The organism is Ignavibacteriota bacterium, assembly GCA_019637995.1.
GTDB lineage: Bacteria > Bacteroidota > Ignavibacteria > Kapaibacteriales > UBA2268 > JANJTB01.
In genome coordinates, this window is record JAHBUQ010000003.1 from 161,714 (window position 1) to 184,453 (window position 22,740).

The window sequence follows — 22,740 nt, forward strand, 5'->3', positions numbered from 1 at the left end:
TATAAATAAATATTTATTAATAATCAAAAATATAAATGAATTTAATTTTTATGATTAATTGGGATTTTCAAAATAAACTTAGCGCCCTTGCTATGATTTTTATCAAGCATAACATCAGCATCAATAACATTACAAATCATCTTAGTCACAGCAAGACCAAGCCCGGTTGTTAGTTCCTTGTTGGTTGGTATAGCAGAAGTTTTTGAGAATTTCTTAAATAACAGATTCTGTTCCGATTCTTTGATTCCGGGACCATTATCTTCAACTTCAATCACTATTTTTGGTTTTCTTTGTTGATTGATAGTTTCATTATAACTTAATACATGAATAGTACTGCCTTCCGGTGAAAATTTTACTGCATTGGAAAGAAGATTTTCGATACACTCCATAATTAAATTATAATCCTGAAATAATTTTGGAGTCCTTATTTTATTGATTTGAATAATATTTATATTCTTGACTTCTGCTTTCGCTCTGTACTTATTAACATATTCATTCAGTAAAAAAACAACATCCATCTCAGTTGGATACGCCGTAATTTCTCCGGACTCCAATTTAGCAATCATCGAAAGATTATTGAGAATTTTGTACATAACATCGCCTGTATCGGAAATATCATTTAGCATCTCAAACAAATCTTTTTCATCATACTGCCCATAATGTTGAAGAATAATTTTCAAAAATCCCTGAACAACAAGAAGTGAATTTTTCAAATCATGGGTGGCAATTCGCATGAAATTATTTAGTTCAAGATTCAAACTCTCCATAATTTCATTTTGGGTTTTAATCTTGTCTTTTGATATTTTCAACTCCAGAGTATTTTTCACTCTGACTTCAAGTTCTTCTTTTTCAAATGGTTTTGTAATATAGTCAGCAGCTCCGATTCTCAACCCTTCAATAATATCTTCATGATTATTATTACCTGTAAGAAATATCACAGGAATATCTTTAAGGTTTTCATTTTGCTTTAAACGCTTAAAAATATCAAATCCGTCATTTTTAGGCATGATGATGTCAAGTAATATCAAGTCAGGTGGACTTGCCTCGGCAATTCTTAACCCGTCCAAACCCTCAGTAGCTACTGCTCTCCGATAATCTCTGAAAATATCGCAAATATAATGGAGGTTTTCTTCATTATCATCAATTATCAGTATATATGGCTTTTCTCTCATCACGAATATAAAATTTGTTTTCAGCTAACAAACAAAAATATCATTTTATAAGCAATAAACAAAATTTTATCTTCAACAATTGAATTAAACTTAATAATATTACTGATATATGCAATAAATTTATTTAATTCAAAAAAAAAAGTTCCATAATTAAGAATAATTAAGGAACTATGCGGAGGATGAGGGACTCGAACCCCCAAGTGGTCACCCACGGCGGTTTTCAAGACCGCTGCCTTACCAATTAGACTAATCCTCCAGATTGCTAATTTTAAGAACTACAAAAGTAGCACTTTTTTCAAAATTAAAAAAATTATTTTTTCAAATAATGATTATTATTCAAAATAATGTTATTTTTATAATTATATTTTTAGTAAATAAAAGATTTTTATGAAAAGAATATGTTTATTTTATATTTGCTGCCTTTTACTAATTTCTGAGCAGCTACTATGCGCGGATTATCAAGTTTTTGGCTCGTTGAATAGCTATATCTCAACAGATTTTCACGAGTATTCCGGTCATAAGCAAGACCGCACAAATGAAGTTTGCAACTCAATGAAAGGCATCTTTGGAATTAATGAAGCAAGTATAGGTCTTCAGGCTGATGGTAAAAACTACTACGGTAGGGTATCGCTACAGCTTGGAAATTTCCAAAACGAATTTAGAAATAATAACGATTACTTGCAAGATGCTTATGTTGGTTATAAAATTAATAAGAATATTTCGATTGATGGTGGTTATTTTCTGTCAGAAAGTGCTGAAATGATACTTGATAACAGATTTAACTCACAACAATGGGTTAATTATTATTTACCTGTCAACCATGCAGGAATAAGATTAAATTACAGAAAAAAAGATTTCGAGTTCGGTTTTTCAGTGCTCAATTCAATTTATGACAGAAATTCCCGTACCGGAAATCTTGCTTTCAGCCCATCAGTAAAGTATGATTACAATAATGGTATGATAAAAATTAATTTACAAGGGATTTACGGGAATGAAGTTTACGGAGATTACGAAGTTTTCCAGATGTACAATATACTGAAAACTGAAGTCGCTCTTTTAGAACACCTCTTCGGTGGTTTTGAGTTTGTTAATTTTGTAGCTGGTGCCGAACCTGTGCTGAGAGCTAAGCCCAAAACTCTTAATAATATAAATATTTGGCTGAGTGGCAATTTCCTTTCAGATTTTACTGCCTCAGTACGATTTTCTGTCCTTAATAATCATAGCAATCTATGGAATCTTCCGGCGCAAATTAATCCTGACGCAGCTTTATCCATAGAATATAAGCCTTCAAAAAAATCATTCATCAGACTTGAAGTGAGAGATATTTTTCTTGATGGCGAAAGGAGGAATGATTTTTTTATCAATGAAGAAATGCCGGTGAATTACAGGACTGATGTAAGTATTAATTTTGGATTTTATCTGATTAAACTTGTTAATTAAAAATAGATTTAATGATATGATATAATATAACTGTATTAGTCATAACCAATAATTTGGTTAATAATCCATCTATATACTAAATTTTATAACATTTTGGAGAATAATAAATGATGAGTTTGGCTGGAGTATTGAATGGAAAAATACTTTTATTAGTTTTAATTTTTGGGATAATTTCTTGTACAACAAAAGCAGAGGAACAAGTGGATATTAAGAACGTTTATGAATTTACGGTAAAAGATATTGATGGTAATGATGTTACATTATCTAAATACGATGGAAAAGTATTATTGATTGTTAATGTGGCTTCACAATGTGGCTATACGAAGCAATATGCAGGACTGCAAAAATTATACGAGCAGTATAAAGATAAAGGTTTTGTGGTTTTAGGCTTCCCTTGCAATCAGTTTGGTAGCCAGGAACCCGGTACAGAAGAGGAAATAAAGACTTTTTGCGAAACAAGTTTTGGTGTGACATTCCCGATGTTTTCAAAAATAGATGTAAATGGTGATAATGCTCATCCATTATATGTATATTTGAAAAGTCAAGCTAAGGGAACATTAGGAACTCAACCGATAAAGTGGAATTTTGCAAAGTTTTTGGTGGATAAGGAAGGTAACGTTGTTGATAGAATCGGCACCCAAACTTCTCCTGAATCGCTGACAACTCAAATTGAAGAGCTTCTAAAGAATTAGTTTTTTAGATATTTATTAAGAAAAACCCCTATAAATATTGAATTTGTAGGGGTTTTAAATTTTACAAAGCAATTTCAAGAATTTTTACAACATCATCATATTCAATTTTTTTGATATTACCAAGTGTACCCTGCTTCATCGCAATTTCTGCAAGACGCGGAATATAGCTTTTATCAACATTAATTTCAGCTAGAGAAGTAGGAGCTTTCCACTTTTTCAAAGTATTTAGTAAGGCTTCAATTCCTTCTTCGACAGTATTTTCATTGAATACATTTTTTGCCCATCTTTCAAACCGCTTAGGACTATTACTATTTACATACTTAATCCATGCAGGGAAAAGCACAGCCAATCCTTCAGCATGAGCCACTTCCGGAAACATCACGCTTATTGCATGCTCAATTCTATGAACAGCCCATTCACCGCCATTCATTGAAACTCCGGTTATTCCACTAAGAGCAAGGGATGCAGACCAGGCAAGTTCTGCTCTTGCCTGGTAGTTTCGCTCATCAATAAGTAATTCATCCATAGATTTAATAATAGTCCTCATTAATGCTTCATTAATTGACAAGGTCGTTTCGGCATCATCACCGGCAAAGTATAATTCCATAATATGCGAAAGCGAATCAACTCCACCATTAATAGTCTGCCTCCATGGAAGTGTCGTCTGAACTTCAGGGTCAATGATTGAAACTTTTGGATATGAATATGGTGAGCCAAAAGCCCATTTTTTATACTCAGCCGGATTGCTCAGCACTGCAAATGAATTCATTTCTGTTCCGGTAGCTGATAAAGTAAGCACAGTGAATAAAGGTAGTGCTTTTTCTACGCTTTCAGTTTTCTCGAAAATATTCCATACATCATCTACAAAATATCCTGCAGCAATAGACTTTGCTTCGTCAATTACTGAACCGCCGCCTACAGCAAGAACAGCCTGCAAATTATCCTGCTTCATCACTTCAATTGCAAGTCGAGCATGCTCAAGTACAGGGTTTGGTTGAACTCCACCGAATTCAACAAATTCAACACCGAATGATTTTAAAGAGGATACAACCTGATTATAAACACCATTACTCATTATTGAGCCACCACCATAGAGCAAAAGAACTCTATTAATGCCGCTTTCCTTTATTTCTTCACCAATTTTCACAATTGTACCTTTTCCAAAAATCACTTTTGTTGGATTATGAAATTTAAAGTATTCCATTTTATTCCTATTTATTTTCAAGTTCTGTAAAATCTATTTCAGAGCCAAGCATACTGTGAGGTATCAAATAAACTATAATCATTACAACTGTAGCAAGCCAAGCCCACCATGTCTGATTAGGGTGCTTTTTCATTCTAAAAATCGCAATAATCCATATCAATATAGATGCAAGTGTTTTGTTGTCTGTCAGGTCACCAAAATGTAAAATTGTTTTGCCAAAGGGCCAGCCTGTCCAAAAAGCTCCAAAAGCATAATATTGCACTATTGGACCTAGAACCAAGCCGCCAAAAGCAAAAAATCCAAGCGTCCAATACGACAGAGTCAAAACATTATCCCGTTTAAACGAAGCTTCTAAAGCAACACGCATAGCAAATGCAAATGAAAGTATCATCATCAAAATATGAGGATAAAGAACCCATTCAGGTACAACCCCTTTATATCGCAATATAATTGGTTCTTCTGTTATGTATTTCATATCACTTTCCGATTTTCCAACAGATACATGATACATAACTTTTCCTGCGGGTGCCTGCTCAGGGAGACTGCTTATAAGGTAATCACCTTCTCTTTGCATATATGATTCAGACCATTCGTCATGGCTAAGGTATCGCTTAAATTTGATTTTTCCGATGATGTCCTGAGACTTCGCCTGAATTTTGACAGGTGCATTCATGCCAATTTCATGAGAACGTAAGAGATTGTATTCAACTTTCGAGCCCGCAACTTCTATTTCACCTTTCTTTGGATAGGTTGGACCTGTTGCTCTTTGATATATCACAATAACTACCATTAGTACGATTGCCAGTACCCAAAGCAGTATCTTTTTTACTTTATTCATTAACTGATCACTCCAATTATTTATTAATCATTTCGGCAGCATTCACTGTTTCTCTTACTGCCGCAACTAATTCATTATCAACTATAGATAATACTTCTGAAAATGCATTGTAGCCCCATAATACATTAGCTATAACTGCTTTTTGATAAGTAATAAAGTAACGTTTATCCTGCGTAAACATTTCGTTATTCCATACTTTATTTTCTAAAGCATATTGAGCAAATTCGCGTAGCATTTCATCAGTAATCTGAAATTCCATATTGAATTTACTGTAATCGTTACCATATTTATCAAGTAATTCTTTTCCGTATCTATTCTTAAAGGACACAGCCCATTTAAAAAACATACCTCTTCTGATTAAAAGCTGAGTAAGTTGAGTAAGAGTATCATTATCAACAATTTTATCAGGAAAAATTCCTCCGCCACCAATAATATGTCTTCCGGATTCTGACTGAAATACTTTGATTTTGCTCGTTCCCATTTCCCTGATTTTTTTATTTACCGCATCTGCATCAAAATTGGTATCAAGTCCTTTTTCAACCATAAATGGTAACTCATCAGGATATTTTTGAATATCTCTTCCTGAAGGAGTCTGATATTTACCGACTGTAAGTTTAAAACCTGTGGTATCATTCATACTCCAGATTTTTTGGATAGTCCCTTTCCCGTAGGACCTCCTCCCTACAACAATTCCTCTGTCATAATCCTGCAAAACTCCGGCTAATAGCTCACTTCCGGAAGCTGAATTTTCATCAATCAGTGCCACTACAGGAATTTTTTCGAGGAGATCCCCATCATTAGAGTATATTTCAGTCCTTATGTCAGCTGATGGTGAAACTGTCTTAGTGAGAAGTTTCTTTCCTGGTATGAATAAATCAAGAATTTCATCAACTTTTGTCATATATCCACCCGGATTTCCACGCATATCAACTACAATTTTATTCATTCCTTTCTTAATTAATACATTAGCAATTCGGGTAAAATCTTCTGCAACATTTTCTGAAAAGCGACTTATTACAATTATTCCAATATCAGTACCGGGAAAAATATATGATGCAGTTATCCCCGGAATGGGTATATCCTTTCGCAACACCTTTTTTGAAGACTTCTTTCCGGAATATACAGACTGAATTTCGATATTAACATAAGTTGCAGAATCCCCCTGAATCAATTCATCAAAATCTTTCTTCATCATTGCTAAAGTGCTTCTTCCTTCAATCTGAGTGATTATATCGCCAATTTCAATACCACTTTGATTCGCAGGGGAATTTGCTTGCACCTGAATAACATACAAAGTATCATATATACTTACAGCTTCAATTCCGATGCCGTAAGTTATGCCTTTATTTCCTTCTTGCACTAGTTTCATATCTCGCTTATTATAGTAATATGATTCTTTGTCAATTGACTGAAGAAGTGCAGCAAATGCCTCATCACTGATTTTTATAACATCCAGTGAGTCAGGATGATTTTTGTATGCAGTCTCAAGAATATATTTAAATTTCTGTGCCTGAAACTCAATTAATTTATCAATGTCTGACCGGGAATAAGATAAATTTATATTAAATACTATTATAAATATACAAATTAAACTTAATCTTAATGATATCATCATAATTTTTTAAATATTAAAACTAAATAAACCTAACATATAGAATATTATTTTCAATATTTATTGGAATTTACTTAAAAAAAAAGCGGATACCCTTTCGGATATCCGCCTTTTGTCATCAGCAAAAGCTGATATATTTGAGATTACGGCATTACAACCACATTTTCAATGATAACCTCATTACCGGCTGAGATAACTACAGAGTAAACTCCTGCAGCCAAGCCTTTAAGAGGAATATTGAAGCTGTGACGTCCTGCATTGAAGTCAGTTCCACTTACAGGTAACAATACTTGCTTACCATCTGCTGTGAAGAATGATACAGTTACGTTTGCACTCTGTGAGAGGTCAATTGTAAGCGATACATTATCCCGTGCAGGGTTTGGAGTCAAGTATGATGAACTTAAGATATTGTCGCCTACAAGAGGTAAGTCTTCAATATCAAATGCACCCTTCAATGTAGAAGTAACACGATTATTTGATTCTAAATCAGCATTAGTATTATTATAGTTAATAACTGAACCTGAACCATTGTAAGCATAAACCTTAAATGCATAGTTTCTGTTGCTTGCTAAATCGGTAATATCAACCGTTTCACCTGTTCCAACATAAGCTACAAAAGTATTACTTGCAAGGTTAGTACCATCATTCCAGGTTGATGTACCTGCATTGTAAGCTGTACCTGCTGATAACTGAACAGACAATGGTATAATATTATTTCTTCTGGCTGCTACAACCACAGATCCGACAGCGTCAACACCGGTAGTCCAGGAAGCAGTCAATGATGAAGTTGTAACATTAGTAAAGTTCATATTAGTAGCTTGATTTGGCGGTACAATCGGTAGTAAGTTGAATGCATTGCTGTAACCATCGTTTAAGATAGCGTCATCATCCATAGCAACTAATACTATTCCTGCTTCACCAAGTGTTTCATCATCTGCATCTAATGTGATAGTGCGTACTAATGAAGTACCTGTAGTTGGAATTGTACCGGTTAACTGACCTGATAAAGCTGAAATACCTGTATAGACATCAAGAGTGAAATCTACATCTGCATTTGGATTTACAGGGTCGCCGTTACCATCAACAACTACTACAGTAATATTGAATGACTGACCTGTGATAAATGGACCTGCAGGTAAATCAATTCTTAGTGCGGTTGGTTCTGATTCTAGGCTTGTGAATGTAACTTCTACTTCATCATAAGCATAACATGCACCATTTATAATTTCCCAGCCAAACGTGTAAACGCCATATTCTGAAACGGTTACTTCTGTTGTTGGGTCATTTTCATCAGCAAAATCAGCAGTTGCTTCTTCTGGTCCATCAACGAGAGTCCATGTTCCCATACCGGCTGAAGGAGTATTTGCACTGAGTTCGTAAGTGTAACCTGCTATATTGTCATCATCACCAGCGTCAGCAAGTACGATAGCATCTACTTGTACTGAATTAGTGATTGAATTTACACAATCATTTTCATCAGTGTAAGTATAAGTAAGTGTATGTGAACCTGCACCTGCTTCTGAAGGATCGAAGTAGTAAGCACCTTCTTCTTCATAAACGCCTGCACCAGAATAAACACCACCGGTTGGATAGCCACCCGTCAATGCAAATTCATCACCATCAGCACATACTGAACTGTATTCATCATCCCATTCTACAACTGGAAGTGCGTTAACTGTGATTTCGAATGTACAAGTATTTACACAACCTGTTTCTGAGTCAGTATATGTATATGTGATTGTATGGACATCTACACCCGCTACTGAAGGATCAAAGATATCTGATTCAACGCCTTCTCCTGAGAATGAACCACCTTCAGGTGATGCACCAAGCTCAGTTAAGTCAATTGCTTCAGCATCAACACAAACTTCGAAGTCTTCTGGACAATCTACTTCCGGAAGTGGATTAACTGTGATAGTAAATGTACAAGTATTTACACAACCTGTTTCTGGGTCAGTATATGTATATGTAATTGTATGATCATCTGCACCGGCTACTGAAGGTGTAAATACGTCTGATAATACACCGTCGCCTGAGAAATAACCACCATCAGGTAAAGCACCAAGTTCAGTTAAGTTAATTGCGTCAGCATCAATACATACTTCAAAGTCTTCAGGACAATCAAGTTCAGGAAGTGGGTTAACTGTAATAGTAAATGTACAAGTATTTACACAACCTGTTAAAGCTATATAAGTATATGTGATAACGTGATCGCCGGCACCGGCAACTGAAGGATCAAAGATGCCTGATTCAACGCCTTCACCTGAATAATTTCCACCTGTTGGTGAAGCTCCACTTAATGTTACAGGATTTGCATTAATACAAACCTCAAAATCTTCAGGACAGACAACTTCAGGCAATGGATTTACAAGGAATGTAAATTCGCAAGAATTTGAGCAACCTGTTTCAGAATCTGTGATTGTATAAGTAATTGTATGCTCACCTGCACCGGCAATAGATGGATTAAAGAAACCATCAGATACACCTGTACCGGAATATACACCACCACTTGGTGAAGCACCGGTTATTTCACTTAATTCTTGTAATGGATGATCAATACATGATACTAAGTCGAATGGACAAGAAATTTCAGGTAATGCATTAATAGTTATATCCTGAGTTGTTAAGTCTGAACACTCGCCGACAGTTACTTCATAAGTAATTGTGTAGTCACCGGGCTCTAAATCGGTTGGGTCAAAATTATCACCACTTACACCAGTACCTGAGAAGGAAACTTCAGCACCATCAGGAGGATTTACATAATCCAATAAATTAACAAGTGTTGTTGAACCTTCGCAAATTTCTTCAAAGGCTTCGGTAAATTCAGCTTCAGGAGCTGCAATTACTTCAACAGTTATTGTCATTTCTGATGTACATCCATTTTCATCTGTTACAGTATAAGTAACATCCCATTCACCGACAGTTGAAGGATCAAACTCATTGCCTGATACATAGCTACCGGAATAGCTTCCACCTTCAGGTTCGGCTGTAAATGTAAATGGCTGTGAACCAACACAAACAGGTCCTACATTTTCAAAACTTGTGATTACTGGAGCTACATTGACATAAATTGTCATATAATCTTCATCACTACAGCCATCTTCGTTTGTAATACTATAAGTTATTTCATAATCACCATCTAATCCTTCCGGATCGAAGTAATTACCGGATACGCCAGTACCTGAGAATGTACCGCCAGGATTAGTTACATAAGTGCTTAAGTCAATTGAACCGCCATTATCACAAACTTCATCATAATCATCACTAAAGCTTGCATCAGGTGCAGCATTTACAGTTATTGTAAATTCACATGAGTTTTGGCAATTGGTGTTATCATCATAATAGTAATATGTGATAGTGTGTTCTCCTAATCCGGCATCACCAGGAATGAAATTATCCCCTGAAATACCATCTCCGCTATACCAACCACCACTTGGTGAGGCAACATCCAACTCAATCCAATCATCATTTATACATACTTCAAAATCTTCAGGACAAGTTACTTCAGGTAAAGAGTAAACTGCGATAGTTATCGTTTCAGTTCCGGCACAAGCGCCCGGTGCTGTGTAAGTAACTTCATGGTAACCGGGACCGGCTAAAGCAGGATCAAAATCATATCCGGTAACGCCGGGTCCTGAGAAGGTACCACCATAAGGCTCTAAATCATAATCTAATTCAAATGTATCCCAATCAATACATACTTCATAATATTCTGGTTCCCAATAAATATATTCAGGCTCTACAACTACAAACGTTGCTGTTTCTTCTACAACACAGCCACCACTTTCATAAGTGTAAGTTATTGTGTGTTCACCATAGCCTGCATCATACGGATTGAAAAAGTTTCCTGATACGCCTGGACCTGAGAATGTACCACCCTCAGGAGTTACCAATGATGTCATATCAAAATCACTATCATCTTCGGAGCAGAATTCATCTTCCGGGTCGTCAAATGTAACAGTCGGTGGATCATTTACTACTATAGTAATTTCATCATAAACTGTACAAGGACCATTGTAACCCTGCCAGCGTAATACGTAAGTACCTGATTGTGAGAATGTTACAGTTGTGCTGTATGAATCTCTGTCTTCAATATCTACAGGATCTTGTGGATTTTCAGTAATCCATTCACCATAGGCAGTTCCTGCATATCCGCTTGGATCTGAACCTTCAATATCAAATTCAGTATTGATACAAGTTTCGCCACCTACGCCTGCAGTCCATTCGTCAAGTTCATTCCAGAAAGTAACATATACATAGTCAGATGAAGTAGCGCAATCTGTTTCAATAGTCCATTCAAATGAATATGTTCCATAATCAGTTACAGTAACTGATGTGTTATACATACTTGCATCAGCGAAATCAGCATCACCAATATTATCAATTGAGCTATACCACATTCCTGTTTCGCCAAGAATTGGAACACTGCCAAAAAGATTTGTAGTCAAACCGCAAACATTCTGGTCAAATCCTGCATCAGCAGGTGTAGGTGCTTCGCCTAAACCAAAAGATATGTCATCTGAATTTGACTCGCAAATACCGTTTGGATCTGAAACAGTCCATAGTAAAGTATAGTCACCATAAGAATCTGTCTCAAAAGTAGCGTCAGGGTATGTAGCATTATCAAAGTAATATTCAGCATCTTCAGGTGCTGATGTTACTGTCCACATGCCTGTACCGACTGTCGGTGGAGTTGCATTTAAAAATACAACTAAGTCACCACAATCATATTCTTCATAAGCTGCTACGGCGTCACTTATTTCAGGACTCCATGTAACAGTGACTTCATCATAAGTTTCAGGACATATAGTTCCTTCAAAGAACCACTCATCATATTCAGGATAGATAGTCCAAACAAATACATAAGTACCTTCTCCACCTTCAGGGATAGTTACTTCAGTATTTGGATCTTCATAATCTTCAAAAATAGCGTCATAAGAACCCGGACCAGAAATTTGTTCCCATTCTCCATATCCAATTTCAGGTGTATTAGCGTTTAAGAATACAGAAACATTGCCGCAAACTTCGATATCTTCGCCTGCATCAGCAACTGTTGGCGCTTCTTCGAAAATAACCATTATAGCTGCATAATTAGCATCATTGTATTCAATATCATATTCTTCATCATAGTAAATGTCATCGCAAGCACCACCTGAGCTAACACTCCAAATGAAATAATATAATCCATATCCAGGAACAGTTACAGTAACTTCAGGAGAATTTGCATTAGGTGAAAATGTAACATCTCCATCAATTTCACTTTCGAAATATGGAACTGCTACCCATGTTCCTGTACCTGAAGTAGGTGCTACAGCTTCAAGGTCTATAGTTAAGCTGTTACAAACTCCTGCAAAACCAAAAGGTGGACCCTCTTGAAACTCTTCATCGAACCAACCTGTTAAAATCTCAGCTTCTGAAGGTGGTTCAGTAAGTGTTATAGTAACATCATCAAAAGTAGGATTACATCCGTTTTGAGTAATTGTCCAACGGAATACATAAGTTCCGTAAGCATCTAATTCTATTTCATCATTGTATGCTAGCTCTTCCAAATCAACATCAGTTAAAGAAGAACCTGAAGGTTTAGAGATAATAGTCCAGGTACCTGTTGCCGGTGATGGATCATTACCTTCCATATCTACAAAATATTCTGTATAGTCGCACAAGTCCTGGTCAGGACCTGCATTAGCAATCGGACCATTTTGATAAGCATCAACAATAAATTCTACTCTGTTTCCAGATTCTAAACCTGTTTTATTGCTTACTGCGGCAATCCAGAATGATGTTTCGCCAGCTGCAGTTGGTGTCAAGTTAAGTGATAAATAAGCAAAGCCACCAAAATAAGCAGTACCGCCGATTTCAGCGTCATAAGCTCTGAATTTATGCTGGTCAGTACCATTACCCGGATTTGGTCCGGTAGGTGTTAAAATATGCGTATTTGTAAGACAAACTTCTGCAGATGTATACGGCAAAGTAGCATCCTGCGGTAAAGTCGTAACAGGTGCACCATTTCTCCATGCACTCTTTCCACCATTGAGAGTACTACGCACTCTGTAGTAATAAGTTGTGTTTGGCGTAATGTCTGTTGGGGGAGCATCTTCAATATCAAAATCATTAATATCGCCTATATCAAGATTAGTGTACCAAACTAATCCTGTAGCAAAAGTACTTGATAAAGATGCAGTTAATTCAAATCCATCCCAGTCACCTGATGGAGGATTAGTCCAATTCATTCTGAAAGAAGTGAAAGTAACATTATCAGCAAATACTGAAGCCGGTCTTTCAGGAAGCGTAGTGAAAGAGCGAGGATTATTGGTTACATCAGATAAGTTGTACCCATCTCCGTCAAATTCAAAAGCTTTTACGGTATATTCCGTACCGGGCTGAAGCCCTGTAATTGTTACAATTCTACCCGTACCGGTAGCCGAAAAAACAACTCTGGTATCAGAGCTTATTATTTCAGCTGAGCCAAAGTTTGCGTTTGCAGGTGAATAGAAATCATCAACATCAGTTGGGTTATCTGATATAGAATTTCCTTCTTCAATTACAATAATTCTACCATCACCATTACCTCTTGTACCAACAATAACTCTCACCGAAGTGGCAGCTATGTTACTAAAAGAGATGTTACTGGATTGGGTGGAAGGCTGCGCAAACAACTCTGCTGATGAAAGCATGACTAATAATAAGCCTGCTGTCAATATCGAGAGTAAACGTTGCATAATATAATACCTTTAAAAAAGTTAAACATTTATGTTAGTTAAAAAAAATCTATTTGTTTCACTTGTTCTTAACATATCCGAAATAATATTTTTCAGACATACTAAAATACAAATATATATTCAAATGACAAAATAATTTTTCAAATTCAGTAATTTTATTCAAAAATAATAAGTATAAATACCTAATTTCACACTAAATTCTCTACAGTCTGCGGCACTTCATGTACGCATGACTATACCCTTGTGTCACACTGAGAGAAGTCGAAGTGTGCTCTTTAGTCTTCGACTACGCTAAGACTGACATAAAATATCATAACATCAACCAAGTGTCACACTGAGAGAAGTCGAAGTGTGCTCAGACTGACAAATAACTTATCAAGCAATCTACAAATTGACAATGAACACTTCAGAATAATTAGATTCAAAATATTGGTTAGCAGATTTTATGCGTATATAATACGTTCTCTTTTGCTCCAATTCATCAAACTCAAATGCAGATAATTCTCCTACATCAATAGTGCCGTAAATTTCTTCAGGCTCCACAAAATCCTCATCCAGAGCTAACTCGATAATATAAGTACTTGCGGATTTGACTTTCTCCCACTCCACAACTATCTTTTGACTTCCGCCCTTTTGAGATTCAGCTTTTTTTTGTACTTTCACATTTTTTGGAGTTTCGAGAGTTGTTGCAATGCGTGCTGCATTAGCGAGCTTAGTAACTTGCGGGTTGTAATGAGTGCTTTTACCTTTACCGTTAAACTCATAAGAAGTAACATAATAATATGTTCCGGGCTCTAATCCGCTAACTTTGACAGACTTCTCATTATCATTTCCGGAATAAACAACAAACACTCCGCTTGAAGGTTCAAATCCTTGACCAAATGTACTGTTTGCAGTATATTCGGAGGCATTCGACGGAATAAAATCATTCGGAGAGCGACTAACAGTAAAAAGCGTTTTTTCTCCCGAGCCTGCCCGAGCATAAATATCAATCGAATTGTGAGTCTGATTTGACCACATTATTTTCTGGGCTTGCCTTTCGGGCATTTCGGCAAGAGTAGTGTGAGATACTTCAAATATCTTTTTGAAACTGTTTTTTTCCTTTTTATACAATATGAAATCATAGATTTGGTCAGGCTTAAGGTTGATTATGTTGAAATCTCCGGAGACTTTGCCCGAAAAAAATACTACATTGCCCTCACCTGTTATCGCAACAGAATCTGCTGAACTGTAGCTCAATGATGGTATATATGAAATATTTTGGGGAGGAACTGAAGCATATTCCGCTGATTTAACCACACCAATATATTCACTATTATTGCTTATTTGCATTGTTATATTTACACTTATGGAATTTTCCAGATGATTGGTTATTTTTACTGATTCATTCTGAGAAGAATAATTGCAGTAAAAAATAATCAAAATAGCTATGGTGACGACAGAAATATTTTTTATCATAATTAAATAGAAAATAGAATAAAAACAAGTCTATTAAAGTATCAGCTACTATAATATTGGATAAAATCTTTCCACAAATTCAAATTGAGTAATAATTAAGCATTATTAACAATAATTAATTAATATACGTAGCATTTAAAAAACACTACGTATTTATACTTAGTAATTAATACTTATTAGTGTGTTTTCTGTTAATAATTTGAATGAAAATCGCAAATTTTATTTAGAATTTTTAACATGTACATCCATTTGTGGAAATGGAATATTAAGTCCTTCCTTGCCAAATGTTTTGTAAATATTATCATTCATATCAAAGAAAACACCCCAGTAATCCGGGGAGTTCACCCAAGCCCTCACAGTAAAATTAACAGAGCTGTTAGCAAGAGCCGAAACAGCCACGAAAGGCTCCGGATCACCAAGAATTCGGGTATCTGCCTGACAGAGCTCAAGTATAACCTTTTTAGCTTTGTCTGTATCATCACCATAAGCTATGCCAAAAGTCCAGTCAACTCTTCGAATCGGTTCTTTTGTAAAATTAATCAATGAAGAAGTTGATAGTCCTCCGTTAGGAATAATAACAGTCCTGTTATCAACTGTTAAAATATAAGTACTAAATATTTGAATTTCCTTTACCGTCCCTAAAAAACCTTGGGTTTCGATGAAATCACCGACTTTAAAAGGCTTAAGAATAAGCAAAATTACTCCCCCTGCAAAATTCTGCAAAGTACCGGAAAGTGCCATTCCAATTGCTAAACCGGCAGCTCCGAGCATAGCAATGAAAGAAGTCATTTCCACACCTAACATACTAAGTACACTGACAATCAATAGTACTTTAAGCAATATATTGATTATACCTTTCAGAAATGGTTTTAAAGAAATGTCAAGGTTTTGGTTATCAAGGAACCTTTCTGTTGCTTTTGTCAAAATTACAACTACTTTCAATCCGATAAATAATACGACAATAGCACCAACTAACTTCGGTCCATATTCAATAACAATATCAGTTAATTTGATTAATATTTGGTCTGTATCCACTTTTCTCTCCTGTTATTTTATAAATATGAATAAAATATTACGAATAAATCATTCAATTATTTATTAATTCTCTATATTCAAAAAAAAACGAGGCAAAAACAATTGGTATTTGCCTCGTTTAAAATAATATAAAAGTAAATTTATTTTGATAAATAAGCAGTTACCGAATCAGCAGGAGCTTGGCTTTCATCTTTTTTATCACTGTATTTATCTAATAAATATTCAGTTACAGCAGTTACTTCAGCAGGTGTCAATCCCTGATTTGGCATCGGGGGCCATTTAGGATTAACCGGAACAGGATTACCGATAAATCTTGCCAGAGCCGCTTTAGGGTCTTCCTGGGCTAAATATTTAGCCATTATATTTTTATGAGCAGGTGCTGTGGGTGAATCTTCATCACGATGGCAAGCCATACAACGATTGTAAACTTCAGCTCCATCAACCGTTACAGTTGCAACACCCATAGAAGCTAAAAACTCTTCTTTGTGGATTTTGTATTCCTCATTTAGTACCAGTACATGCTCATGATTAGCAACACTGAAAGCAAGTTTTTCCTTAATTCCAAGCAAAGCAAAAGCAACTAAGAATATGAAAAATGCATATTTCGATAATTGAACATTCTTAGTTTTCAGTATTCCATAAACTGCATGTAAAACAGCGAAAATGGCAATTATACCCAATAGACTGCTTGCAAAAAACCATGGGCTGACTGAAGTCTTAGGAGTAGTGAAAATTCCTATTAAAAAGAATACCGGTAATATTATAAGGGTAACAATGCTCAACCATAAGTTGAAATTCTTTGCATACTCAGTATAATCTTCAGAATCTTTATTTTTGTCAGCATCCCAGTAATATTTCCGAAAAATAAAAGAAATTCCGGCTAAAGCTATTGATGCAATTAAAAATTGGAAAAATCCTAATATAGTCTTCCACGAAATAAGAATCGTTAAAATGCTACTGCCTTCCCAAGCGGCTTTATCAGTTGTGAGAGCAATTGCTCCAATAAAGAACCACATAGCAAATGACATCAGTATAATACCCCATGTTCCTGCAGAGCTTTTCAGCTCTCTTGCAGTAGTATTAATTTCATCAATTTCGGCGATCGTAGATTCAGGAACTTTACCAGTTATTTGCTCTTTAATATTAGAAAAAATACTGCTTAAGTGTAGTGAACTTTTATAATTAAACAAAGTCACCATACCTGCAATATACAGCACAAGAGCAACAAGTAAATATGAAACAACACCGACATCGGTCTTATGCAAAAGCTGAGCATAAATGAAAATTATGGACAGGAAAGAAACAATGCCTAATCCATAACCATAAGATTTTTTATCAGTAGCAACATCAGCGTAATCTTTAGTCATAAATGAAAAGTGATTATAGCCTTTAGCCTTGCCTCTGAAATATACCGACATAATCATACTTCCGTATAGTGCACCGGTATAAATAAAAAATATGGAAAGCCCAAGCATCAAAAAATAATTCAGCAGTACCAAATTATATTCGGGCTGTGGTATAACTAACTTGTCCAATAATTCCATATTATTAAGCCTCTCTCTGTAAATTTAATTTTCTTAATATACAAACTGATCAATTGATAATAAAGTAACCACAACTAAAACGTAAAGATTTATGTCAAGGAATGCAAGTTTAAAATTGAATCTTTCATCAAATTCAACAACAAGTGGTTTAGTTCTCCATATAAGAACAAAACCGGCAAATAACAATAAAAGATTTGTCAATAAATTATGCGTCAGTCCAAAAAGCGGAATCAGCATACAGCTTGCTGCCAATGCAACCACCCAAACATAAGTAATTCGTTTCAATTGAGTACTGTTAAAATACTTACTTAGTGTCGGAAAACCGGCTCTGCGGTAATCAACATCATACATTAAAAGCAAAAACCAAAAGTGTGGAATCTGCCAAACAAAGAAGAACATACCCAAAGCAAAAAGTTTCGGGTCAGTAATCATACCTCCTGCTGCAGCCCAGCCAATAGCAGGTGGCATAGCGCCAACAATTGCTCCCGGCATAATTGCAAATGCACTTACTCTCTTAAGTGGAGTATAAATTGCATTATAAGATATTAATGCTCCAATACCAAGCAAGAAAGCTGTGAAATTTGAAAAATACCAAATTAATGCTAAACCGGATAGAGACATTGCTATAACAGTAATAAGCGCAAAAGCAGAAGTAATTTTTCTGGTTGGAAGCGGACGGTTTTTAGTTCTAACCATCATTGAATCAGTATCAATTTCCTGATAATGGTTAAGCGCTGCCGAACCGCATGATAATATAAAGATACCGGCAAGTATTGGTACAATATTCCAATCAAGACCATTTCCGGCTAAAATATAACCAACAAGTCCTGAAATTGCAACAAAGAATGTAATTCTTACTTTTGAAAGCTCAGAAATAATTGAGAAGTAGCTTTTTAAACTATCCATCAAACTAATATTTGCAGTATGGGATAATTTATTTGGCATCAGCTTCCTTTGCATTATTTTCATCCAATTTTGCAGGCTCACCTTTAGCGGGTTCATCCAACTGACTAACCCATTGGTCAAAGGCATAATCCTCAAGTACATGAAGTTTTGTGTACATCATAGAGTGATTTAAACCACAATACTCTGCGCAAGCAACATCATAGCTGCCGGTTGATTTTGGAGTAAGAATCATATAGTGGTTCTTTCCACCAATAACATCCTCTTTCAATCGGAATGCAGGAACATAAAAGCTATGGTTAACATCTCTTGAAGTTAGAATTAATTTCGTCTTACGGCTAAGAGGAACATATAATGTATCAGTCTTTTTGCCGTTTGGATATTCAAAATTCCATCCCCACATAAATGCAAAGACTTTCACCTCATAAGCGTCATCCACATCAGCTCTGAGAGTTTGATAACCTTCAAAACCATACCAGAACATAACCATAACAAGTATTGTAGGTATAACAATCCAAATCACTTCCAAAATAACATTGCCGTGAATCTGCTCTGCAACAGGATGTCTTTTTCTATTGTAGCGATATACAAAATAAATCATCGCTACAGTAATTCCAATTAATAAAACTACTGATATACCGACTATAATCAGCATTACTAAGTCAACTGAATCGGCATAATTTGATGCTGAATTAAACATTTGCTAACCTCATCTGTAAAATACGTCAAAACCTGTCAAAACAAATACTACCAAAAGGACAAGTATGACAAGTATCAGAAAAATTTTAAAAAGCAGATCGTCAAACTTAATGTGCATAAAATAATTGATTACAAATGAGCTTTTAATAGCTGCAATCAACATTGCTACAAAAAGAGTGTACTCCCCTAAGTCAATACCTGCTACTGCTACAGTGATAACAGTCAGCGAAATTAAAATAAGCCATATCATCAAGTTCATGCCATATCTTGGGTCATGAGCATGTGCTATTTTTCCGTCATCTGCATGCGAATCGTGATTATGTGCGTGTTCAGACATTATCTACCTCTTAGTGTAACAAGTAAAATAAGGGGAATAAAAATATCCAGATAAGATCCACCAAGTGCCAGTATAAACCGGCATTTTCGAGTGGAACGAATCTATCGGGACGTACTTTTTTTCGTTTGAGCTGTATAAGCATGGCTGTCAGAAGTCCTACTCCAATTATGACGTGAAGCCCGTGAAGACCGGTCATGGTATAGTAAAGTCCAAAGAAAATTATCTCACCCTGAGATTTTTCCATTAAAGCCGGACCTTTTGGATAAATACCATGAGAAATCTTTTCAGACCATTCAAAATATTTAACGACCATAAATCCGAGAGCGAAGGCAATTGTTGAGATTAGCCAAAAGATTGAGCCTTTGACATTCTTTCTCTGTAGGGCAACAATTGATAAAACCATAGTCAAGCTTGATGTAAGAAGTATAATTGTATTAACACCTCCCATATAAACTTTCAATTCTTTTGCAGCTAACTGAAACTGCTGTATATATTCAACCCGATATGCCATATATAAAATGAACATACCGCCAAACAGCAATAATTCAGTAAACAGGAACAGCCACATCCCCATTTTTGCACCATAGTCATCGCGATGCACGTGCACAAGCCCTTCGGCATGTGCTGCATCAACTGTATGTGTAGTATTACTCACCCTTCATTACCTCCTCATAATGTTCATATTCATAAGGACCATATTTAACTGTAGGAATTTTATCAAAATTTAGTAGCGGTGGCGGGGACGGAACAGTCCATTCCAAAGTCATACCTCCCCAAGGGTTTGCAGATGCTTTTGCACCACGGCGAAGTCCAATAGCAAGATTTGTAAACATTAGCAAAATTCCTGCTATCAATACCCATGAACCAACAGTTGCAAACTGATGCAAACTCTGGAACTCGGGAAGATAATCGTAATATCTTCTCGGCATACCCATATATCCAAGTATAAAGAAGGTAAAATATAACATATTGAAACCTACAACCATAATTGCAAGTGCAATATTTGCTATTTTTGTATTATACATTCTACCGAACATCTTTGGAAACCAGTAATGCAAACCTGCAAAGAAAATAAATATCGTTCCACCGAACATTACATAATGAAAGTGAGCAACTACGAAATATGTATCATGAAGATGTACATCTGTAGCAAGTGCGCCCAGTACCAATCCTGTTAGTCCACCAATAGAAAAAAGGAAGATGAAAGCCATTACATATAAGAAAGGTGTTTCCGGTTTTATAGATGCCTTGTGCATTGTGGCCACCCAATTGAATATTTTTACCCCGGAAGGCAGTGCCACAATAAATGTCAGAAAGGAATAAATCCATCTGGCTTCATCACTCATACCCGATGTGAACATGTGGTGTCCCCATACAAGAGTACCAACAAATGCAATAGCAATTGAGGATACCGCAATTGCACCATATCCGAAAATAGTCTTTCTACAGAAAGTCGGTATAATTTCCGATACTACACCCATCGCAGGAAGTATCATAATATATACAGCCGGATGGGAATATATCCAGAATAAGTGCTGGAATAATATTGGATCACCACCGAGAGCAGGGTCAAATACACCAATACCAAAAGCTCTCTCTAGGATAACAAGAATAATTGTTATACCAATTACCGGTGTACCGATAATCTGAATCCAAGCTGTTGAATAAAGTGCCCATATAAATAGAGGAAGTTTAAAGAAACTCATTCCTGGAGCTCTCAATCTGTGAACAGTTGTAACAAAGTTTAAACCGGTCAAAATTGATGAAAATCCGAGAATAAATGCTGCTAAGAGCGGTAATATAACTTCTGTTCCGGTTCTTAAACTGTATGGAGCGTAGAATGTCCATCCTGTATCAATAGGACCTCCTCCAACAAATAAGGAAACTACAGCCATCAAACCGCCAATGGTATAAAGATACCACGATGTCAAATTAAGTTTGGGAAACGAAACGTCTTCGGCACCTATTTGAATAGGCAGAAAAAAGTTTCCAAAACCTGCCGGAATACCCGGAATTATCACGAGGAAAATCATTATTATGCCATGCAGGGTAAAGAGTGCATTATAAGTTTGCGGACCCATAATATCACGACCTGTGGACCATAATTCGAGACGCATAAAGAAACCAAGCGTCATGCCTATAAGGAAGAAAGTAATCATTGAAAAAAGGTACATAAGCCCAATTCTCTTGTGGTCAACAGAAAGAAGCCAGCCAAATATACCTGAAAATTTGCCCTTATAGTTATAAAAATCAACATAATTGCCGTTTCCGGCTACTGCTGAGTGGTCAGCCATTATTAACTCCTGAATTTGTTTTCTTTCTACCTTTTACAAGTAAAACCACAAAGAAGATGCCGACCCCGAGAAATATTGCAGTACCTGCAACTTTGTTGAAATTGAAAACGTACTTTTTTCCATCAGGATCATAACTAAAACAATAAGCAAGCAATTTAGTAATTGGCGGTGAAGCTATACCTTTGCTTGCTTCAATAATTGCCATTTTAAAATCAAAAGGTAAGTAACTCGTACCAAGCAAGTAACGGGTTATTTTACCTTCAGGGGAAATCATAATCAAAGCGCCGCTATGGATAAAATCATCTTTACCGTCTGATTTGTATCTAAATCCGACAGCATCAGTAATTTTAGCAACATTAGCACTATCGCCAACCATGAAAAGCCAATCTTCTTTATCAATAGCTCGTTCCATTGCATTCAGATAATTATTTTTCCATCGGGCAGCAACATCATAAGTTTCTCTTGGGTCAAAACTGATAGCAAGTACCTGATAATCTTTACCGGGCTTTATATCTGCCTTGTCAATCACTTCTCCCAAACTTGTCAGCAGTGGGCTACAAATTCCGGGACAGTGGTAATAAACTAAAGCAAGAACTGTCGGCTTATTGATAATATCACCAAGCTTACGTACATCACCTTCTGAATTTCGGAATTCCAAATCCATAGGTAACATCTGACCTAATTTTTTTTCATGTTCAATACCAATTTCAACGGGCTTATCTTCTTTAGCCGTTAATAATGTGATATTTAGAAGAATGAAAATTGTGAAAATTTTAATCATTATTTATCTTAT

16 protein-coding genes and 1 tRNA gene are annotated in these 22,740 nt (G+C 35.9%); 2 read left to right on the forward strand and 15 right to left on the reverse strand.

All coding sequences use genetic code 11. The features are described from left to right. Positions 1-41: 41 nt before the first annotated feature. Together KF896_12725 and KF896_12730 are read right to left on the reverse strand one after the other, a co-directional pair. Complete coding sequence (locus KF896_12725) at positions 42-1,172, reverse strand: hybrid sensor histidine kinase/response regulator (GenBank protein ID MBX3044572.1); 1,131 nt, start codon at positions 1,170-1,172, stop codon at positions 42-44. Between the two features lie 173 nt (positions 1,173-1,345). Continuing rightward, a tRNA-Ser gene (locus tag KF896_12730) sits at positions 1,346-1,428 on the reverse strand. A 131-nt stretch (positions 1,429-1,559) separates the two neighbouring features. Between KF896_12730 and KF896_12735 the strand changes: the two genes are divergently transcribed. Together KF896_12735 and KF896_12740 are read left to right on the forward strand one after the other, a co-directional pair. Further along, positions 1,560-2,612, forward strand: a complete 1,053-nt coding sequence (locus tag KF896_12735) for a hypothetical protein (protein MBX3044573.1) — start codon at positions 1,560-1,562, stop codon at positions 2,610-2,612. Between the two features lie 110 nt (positions 2,613-2,722). Next, a complete protein-coding gene (locus tag KF896_12740) occupies positions 2,723-3,304 on the forward strand; it encodes a glutathione peroxidase (GenBank protein ID MBX3044574.1) in 582 nt (193 codons plus the stop codon). A 61-nt stretch (positions 3,305-3,365) separates the two neighbouring features. Here KF896_12740 and KF896_12745 read toward each other — a convergent pair whose 3' ends face one another. The 13 genes from KF896_12745 to KF896_12805 all read right to left on the reverse strand — a co-directional run bounded on the left by KF896_12745 (position 3,366) and on the right by KF896_12805 (position 22,728). Beyond that, a complete protein-coding gene (locus KF896_12745) occupies positions 3,366-4,508 on the reverse strand; it encodes an iron-containing alcohol dehydrogenase (protein MBX3044575.1) in 1,143 nt (380 codons plus the stop codon). Between the two features lie 7 nt (positions 4,509-4,515). Continuing rightward, positions 4,516-5,346 carry a hypothetical protein gene (locus tag KF896_12750; protein MBX3044576.1) on the reverse strand — a complete coding sequence of 277 codons (831 nt, stop codon included), beginning with the start codon at positions 5,344-5,346 and terminating at the stop codon, positions 4,516-4,518. A 16-nt stretch (positions 5,347-5,362) separates the two neighbouring features. Continuing rightward, on the reverse strand, positions 5,363-6,961 hold the full coding sequence (locus tag KF896_12755; GenBank protein ID MBX3044577.1) for a PDZ domain-containing protein: 1,599 nt from the start codon (positions 6,959-6,961) through the stop codon (positions 5,363-5,365). A 140-nt stretch (positions 6,962-7,101) separates the two neighbouring features. Further along, complete coding sequence (locus KF896_12760; GenBank protein MBX3044578.1) at positions 7,102-13,677, reverse strand: T9SS type A sorting domain-containing protein; 6,576 nt, start codon at positions 13,675-13,677, stop codon at positions 7,102-7,104. Between the two features lie 384 nt (positions 13,678-14,061). Then, entirely contained in the window at positions 14,062-15,135 is a 1,074-nt protein-coding gene (locus KF896_12765; GenBank protein ID MBX3044579.1) for a hypothetical protein, read from the reverse strand. Positions 15,136-15,354: 219 nt separating this feature from the next. Beyond that, positions 15,355-16,170 carry a mechanosensitive ion channel gene (locus KF896_12770; protein MBX3044580.1) on the reverse strand — a complete coding sequence of 272 codons (816 nt, stop codon included), beginning with the start codon at positions 16,168-16,170 and terminating at the stop codon, positions 15,355-15,357. A gap of 140 nt (positions 16,171-16,310) precedes the next feature. Continuing rightward, positions 16,311-17,714, reverse strand: a complete 1,404-nt coding sequence (locus KF896_12775) for a c-type cytochrome (GenBank protein MBX3044581.1) — start codon at positions 17,712-17,714, stop codon at positions 16,311-16,313. Between the two features lie 33 nt (positions 17,715-17,747). Beyond that, the gene (locus KF896_12780) at positions 17,748-18,674 is read right to left on the reverse strand and encodes a protoheme IX farnesyltransferase (protein ID MBX3044582.1); all 927 of its coding nucleotides are present in this window, start codon (positions 18,672-18,674) and stop codon (positions 17,748-17,750) included. Next, positions 18,649-19,317, reverse strand: coding sequence for a cytochrome c oxidase subunit II (coxB, locus tag KF896_12785; GenBank protein ID MBX3044583.1), 669 nt, complete (start codon positions 19,315-19,317; stop codon positions 18,649-18,651). The genes KF896_12780 and coxB overlap by 26 nt, the downstream gene beginning before the upstream one ends. Before the next feature lie 9 nt (positions 19,318-19,326). Continuing rightward, positions 19,327-19,653 carry a cytochrome C oxidase subunit IV family protein gene (locus KF896_12790; GenBank protein ID MBX3044584.1) on the reverse strand — a complete coding sequence of 109 codons (327 nt, stop codon included), beginning with the start codon at positions 19,651-19,653 and terminating at the stop codon, positions 19,327-19,329. A gap of 10 nt (positions 19,654-19,663) precedes the next feature. After that, the gene (locus KF896_12795; protein MBX3044585.1) at positions 19,664-20,260 is read right to left on the reverse strand and encodes a cytochrome c oxidase subunit 3 family protein; all 597 of its coding nucleotides are present in this window, start codon (positions 20,258-20,260) and stop codon (positions 19,664-19,666) included. Between the two features lie 40 nt (positions 20,261-20,300). Next, positions 20,301-21,947, reverse strand: a complete 1,647-nt coding sequence (locus tag KF896_12800; GenBank protein MBX3044586.1) for a cbb3-type cytochrome c oxidase subunit I — start codon at positions 21,945-21,947, stop codon at positions 20,301-20,303. Then, positions 21,940-22,728: an SCO family protein gene (locus KF896_12805; protein MBX3044587.1), complete on the reverse strand. Its 789-nt coding sequence runs from the start codon at positions 22,726-22,728 to the stop codon at positions 21,940-21,942. The genes KF896_12800 and KF896_12805 overlap by 8 nt, the downstream gene beginning before the upstream one ends. Between the last annotated feature and the right edge of the window lie 12 nt (positions 22,729-22,740).

What these genes read in the sequence shown, in the direction of transcription:
- KF896_12800 (MBX3044586.1), bottom strand. Translation starts at nt 21,947, where the DNA reads ATGGCTGACCACTCAGCAGTAGCCGGAAACGGCAATTATGTTGATTTT.
- KF896_12765 (MBX3044579.1), bottom strand. Translation starts at nt 15,135, where the DNA reads ATGATAAAAAATATTTCTGTCGTCACCATAGCTATTTTGATTATTTTT.
- KF896_12740 (MBX3044574.1), top strand. Translation starts at nt 2,723, where the DNA reads ATGAGTTTGGCTGGAGTATTGAATGGAAAAATACTTTTATTAGTTTTA.
- KF896_12760 (MBX3044578.1), bottom strand. Translation starts at nt 13,677, where the DNA reads ATGCAACGTTTACTCTCGATATTGACAGCAGGCTTATTATTAGTCATG.
- KF896_12775 (MBX3044581.1), bottom strand. Translation starts at nt 17,714, where the DNA reads ATGGAATTATTGGACAAGTTAGTTATACCACAGCCCGAATATAATTTG.
- KF896_12745 (MBX3044575.1), bottom strand. Translation starts at nt 4,508, where the DNA reads ATGGAATACTTTAAATTTCATAATCCAACAAAAGTGATTTTTGGAAAA.
- KF896_12735 (MBX3044573.1), top strand. Translation starts at nt 1,560, where the DNA reads ATGAAAAGAATATGTTTATTTTATATTTGCTGCCTTTTACTAATTTCT.
- KF896_12805 (MBX3044587.1), bottom strand. Translation starts at nt 22,728, where the DNA reads ATGATTAAAATTTTCACAATTTTCATTCTTCTAAATATCACATTATTA.
- coxB (MBX3044583.1), bottom strand. Translation starts at nt 19,317, where the DNA reads ATGTTTAATTCAGCATCAAATTATGCCGATTCAGTTGACTTAGTAATG.
- KF896_12790 (MBX3044584.1), bottom strand. Translation starts at nt 19,653, where the DNA reads ATGTCTGAACACGCACATAATCACGATTCGCATGCAGATGACGGAAAA.
- KF896_12755 (MBX3044577.1), bottom strand. Translation starts at nt 6,961, where the DNA reads ATGATGATATCATTAAGATTAAGTTTAATTTGTATATTTATAATAGTA.
- KF896_12780 (MBX3044582.1), bottom strand. Translation starts at nt 18,674, where the DNA reads ATGCAAAGGAAGCTGATGCCAAATAAATTATCCCATACTGCAAATATT.
- KF896_12725 (MBX3044572.1), bottom strand. Translation starts at nt 1,172, where the DNA reads ATGAGAGAAAAGCCATATATACTGATAATTGATGATAATGAAGAAAAC.
- KF896_12750 (MBX3044576.1), bottom strand. Translation starts at nt 5,346, where the DNA reads ATGAATAAAGTAAAAAAGATACTGCTTTGGGTACTGGCAATCGTACTA.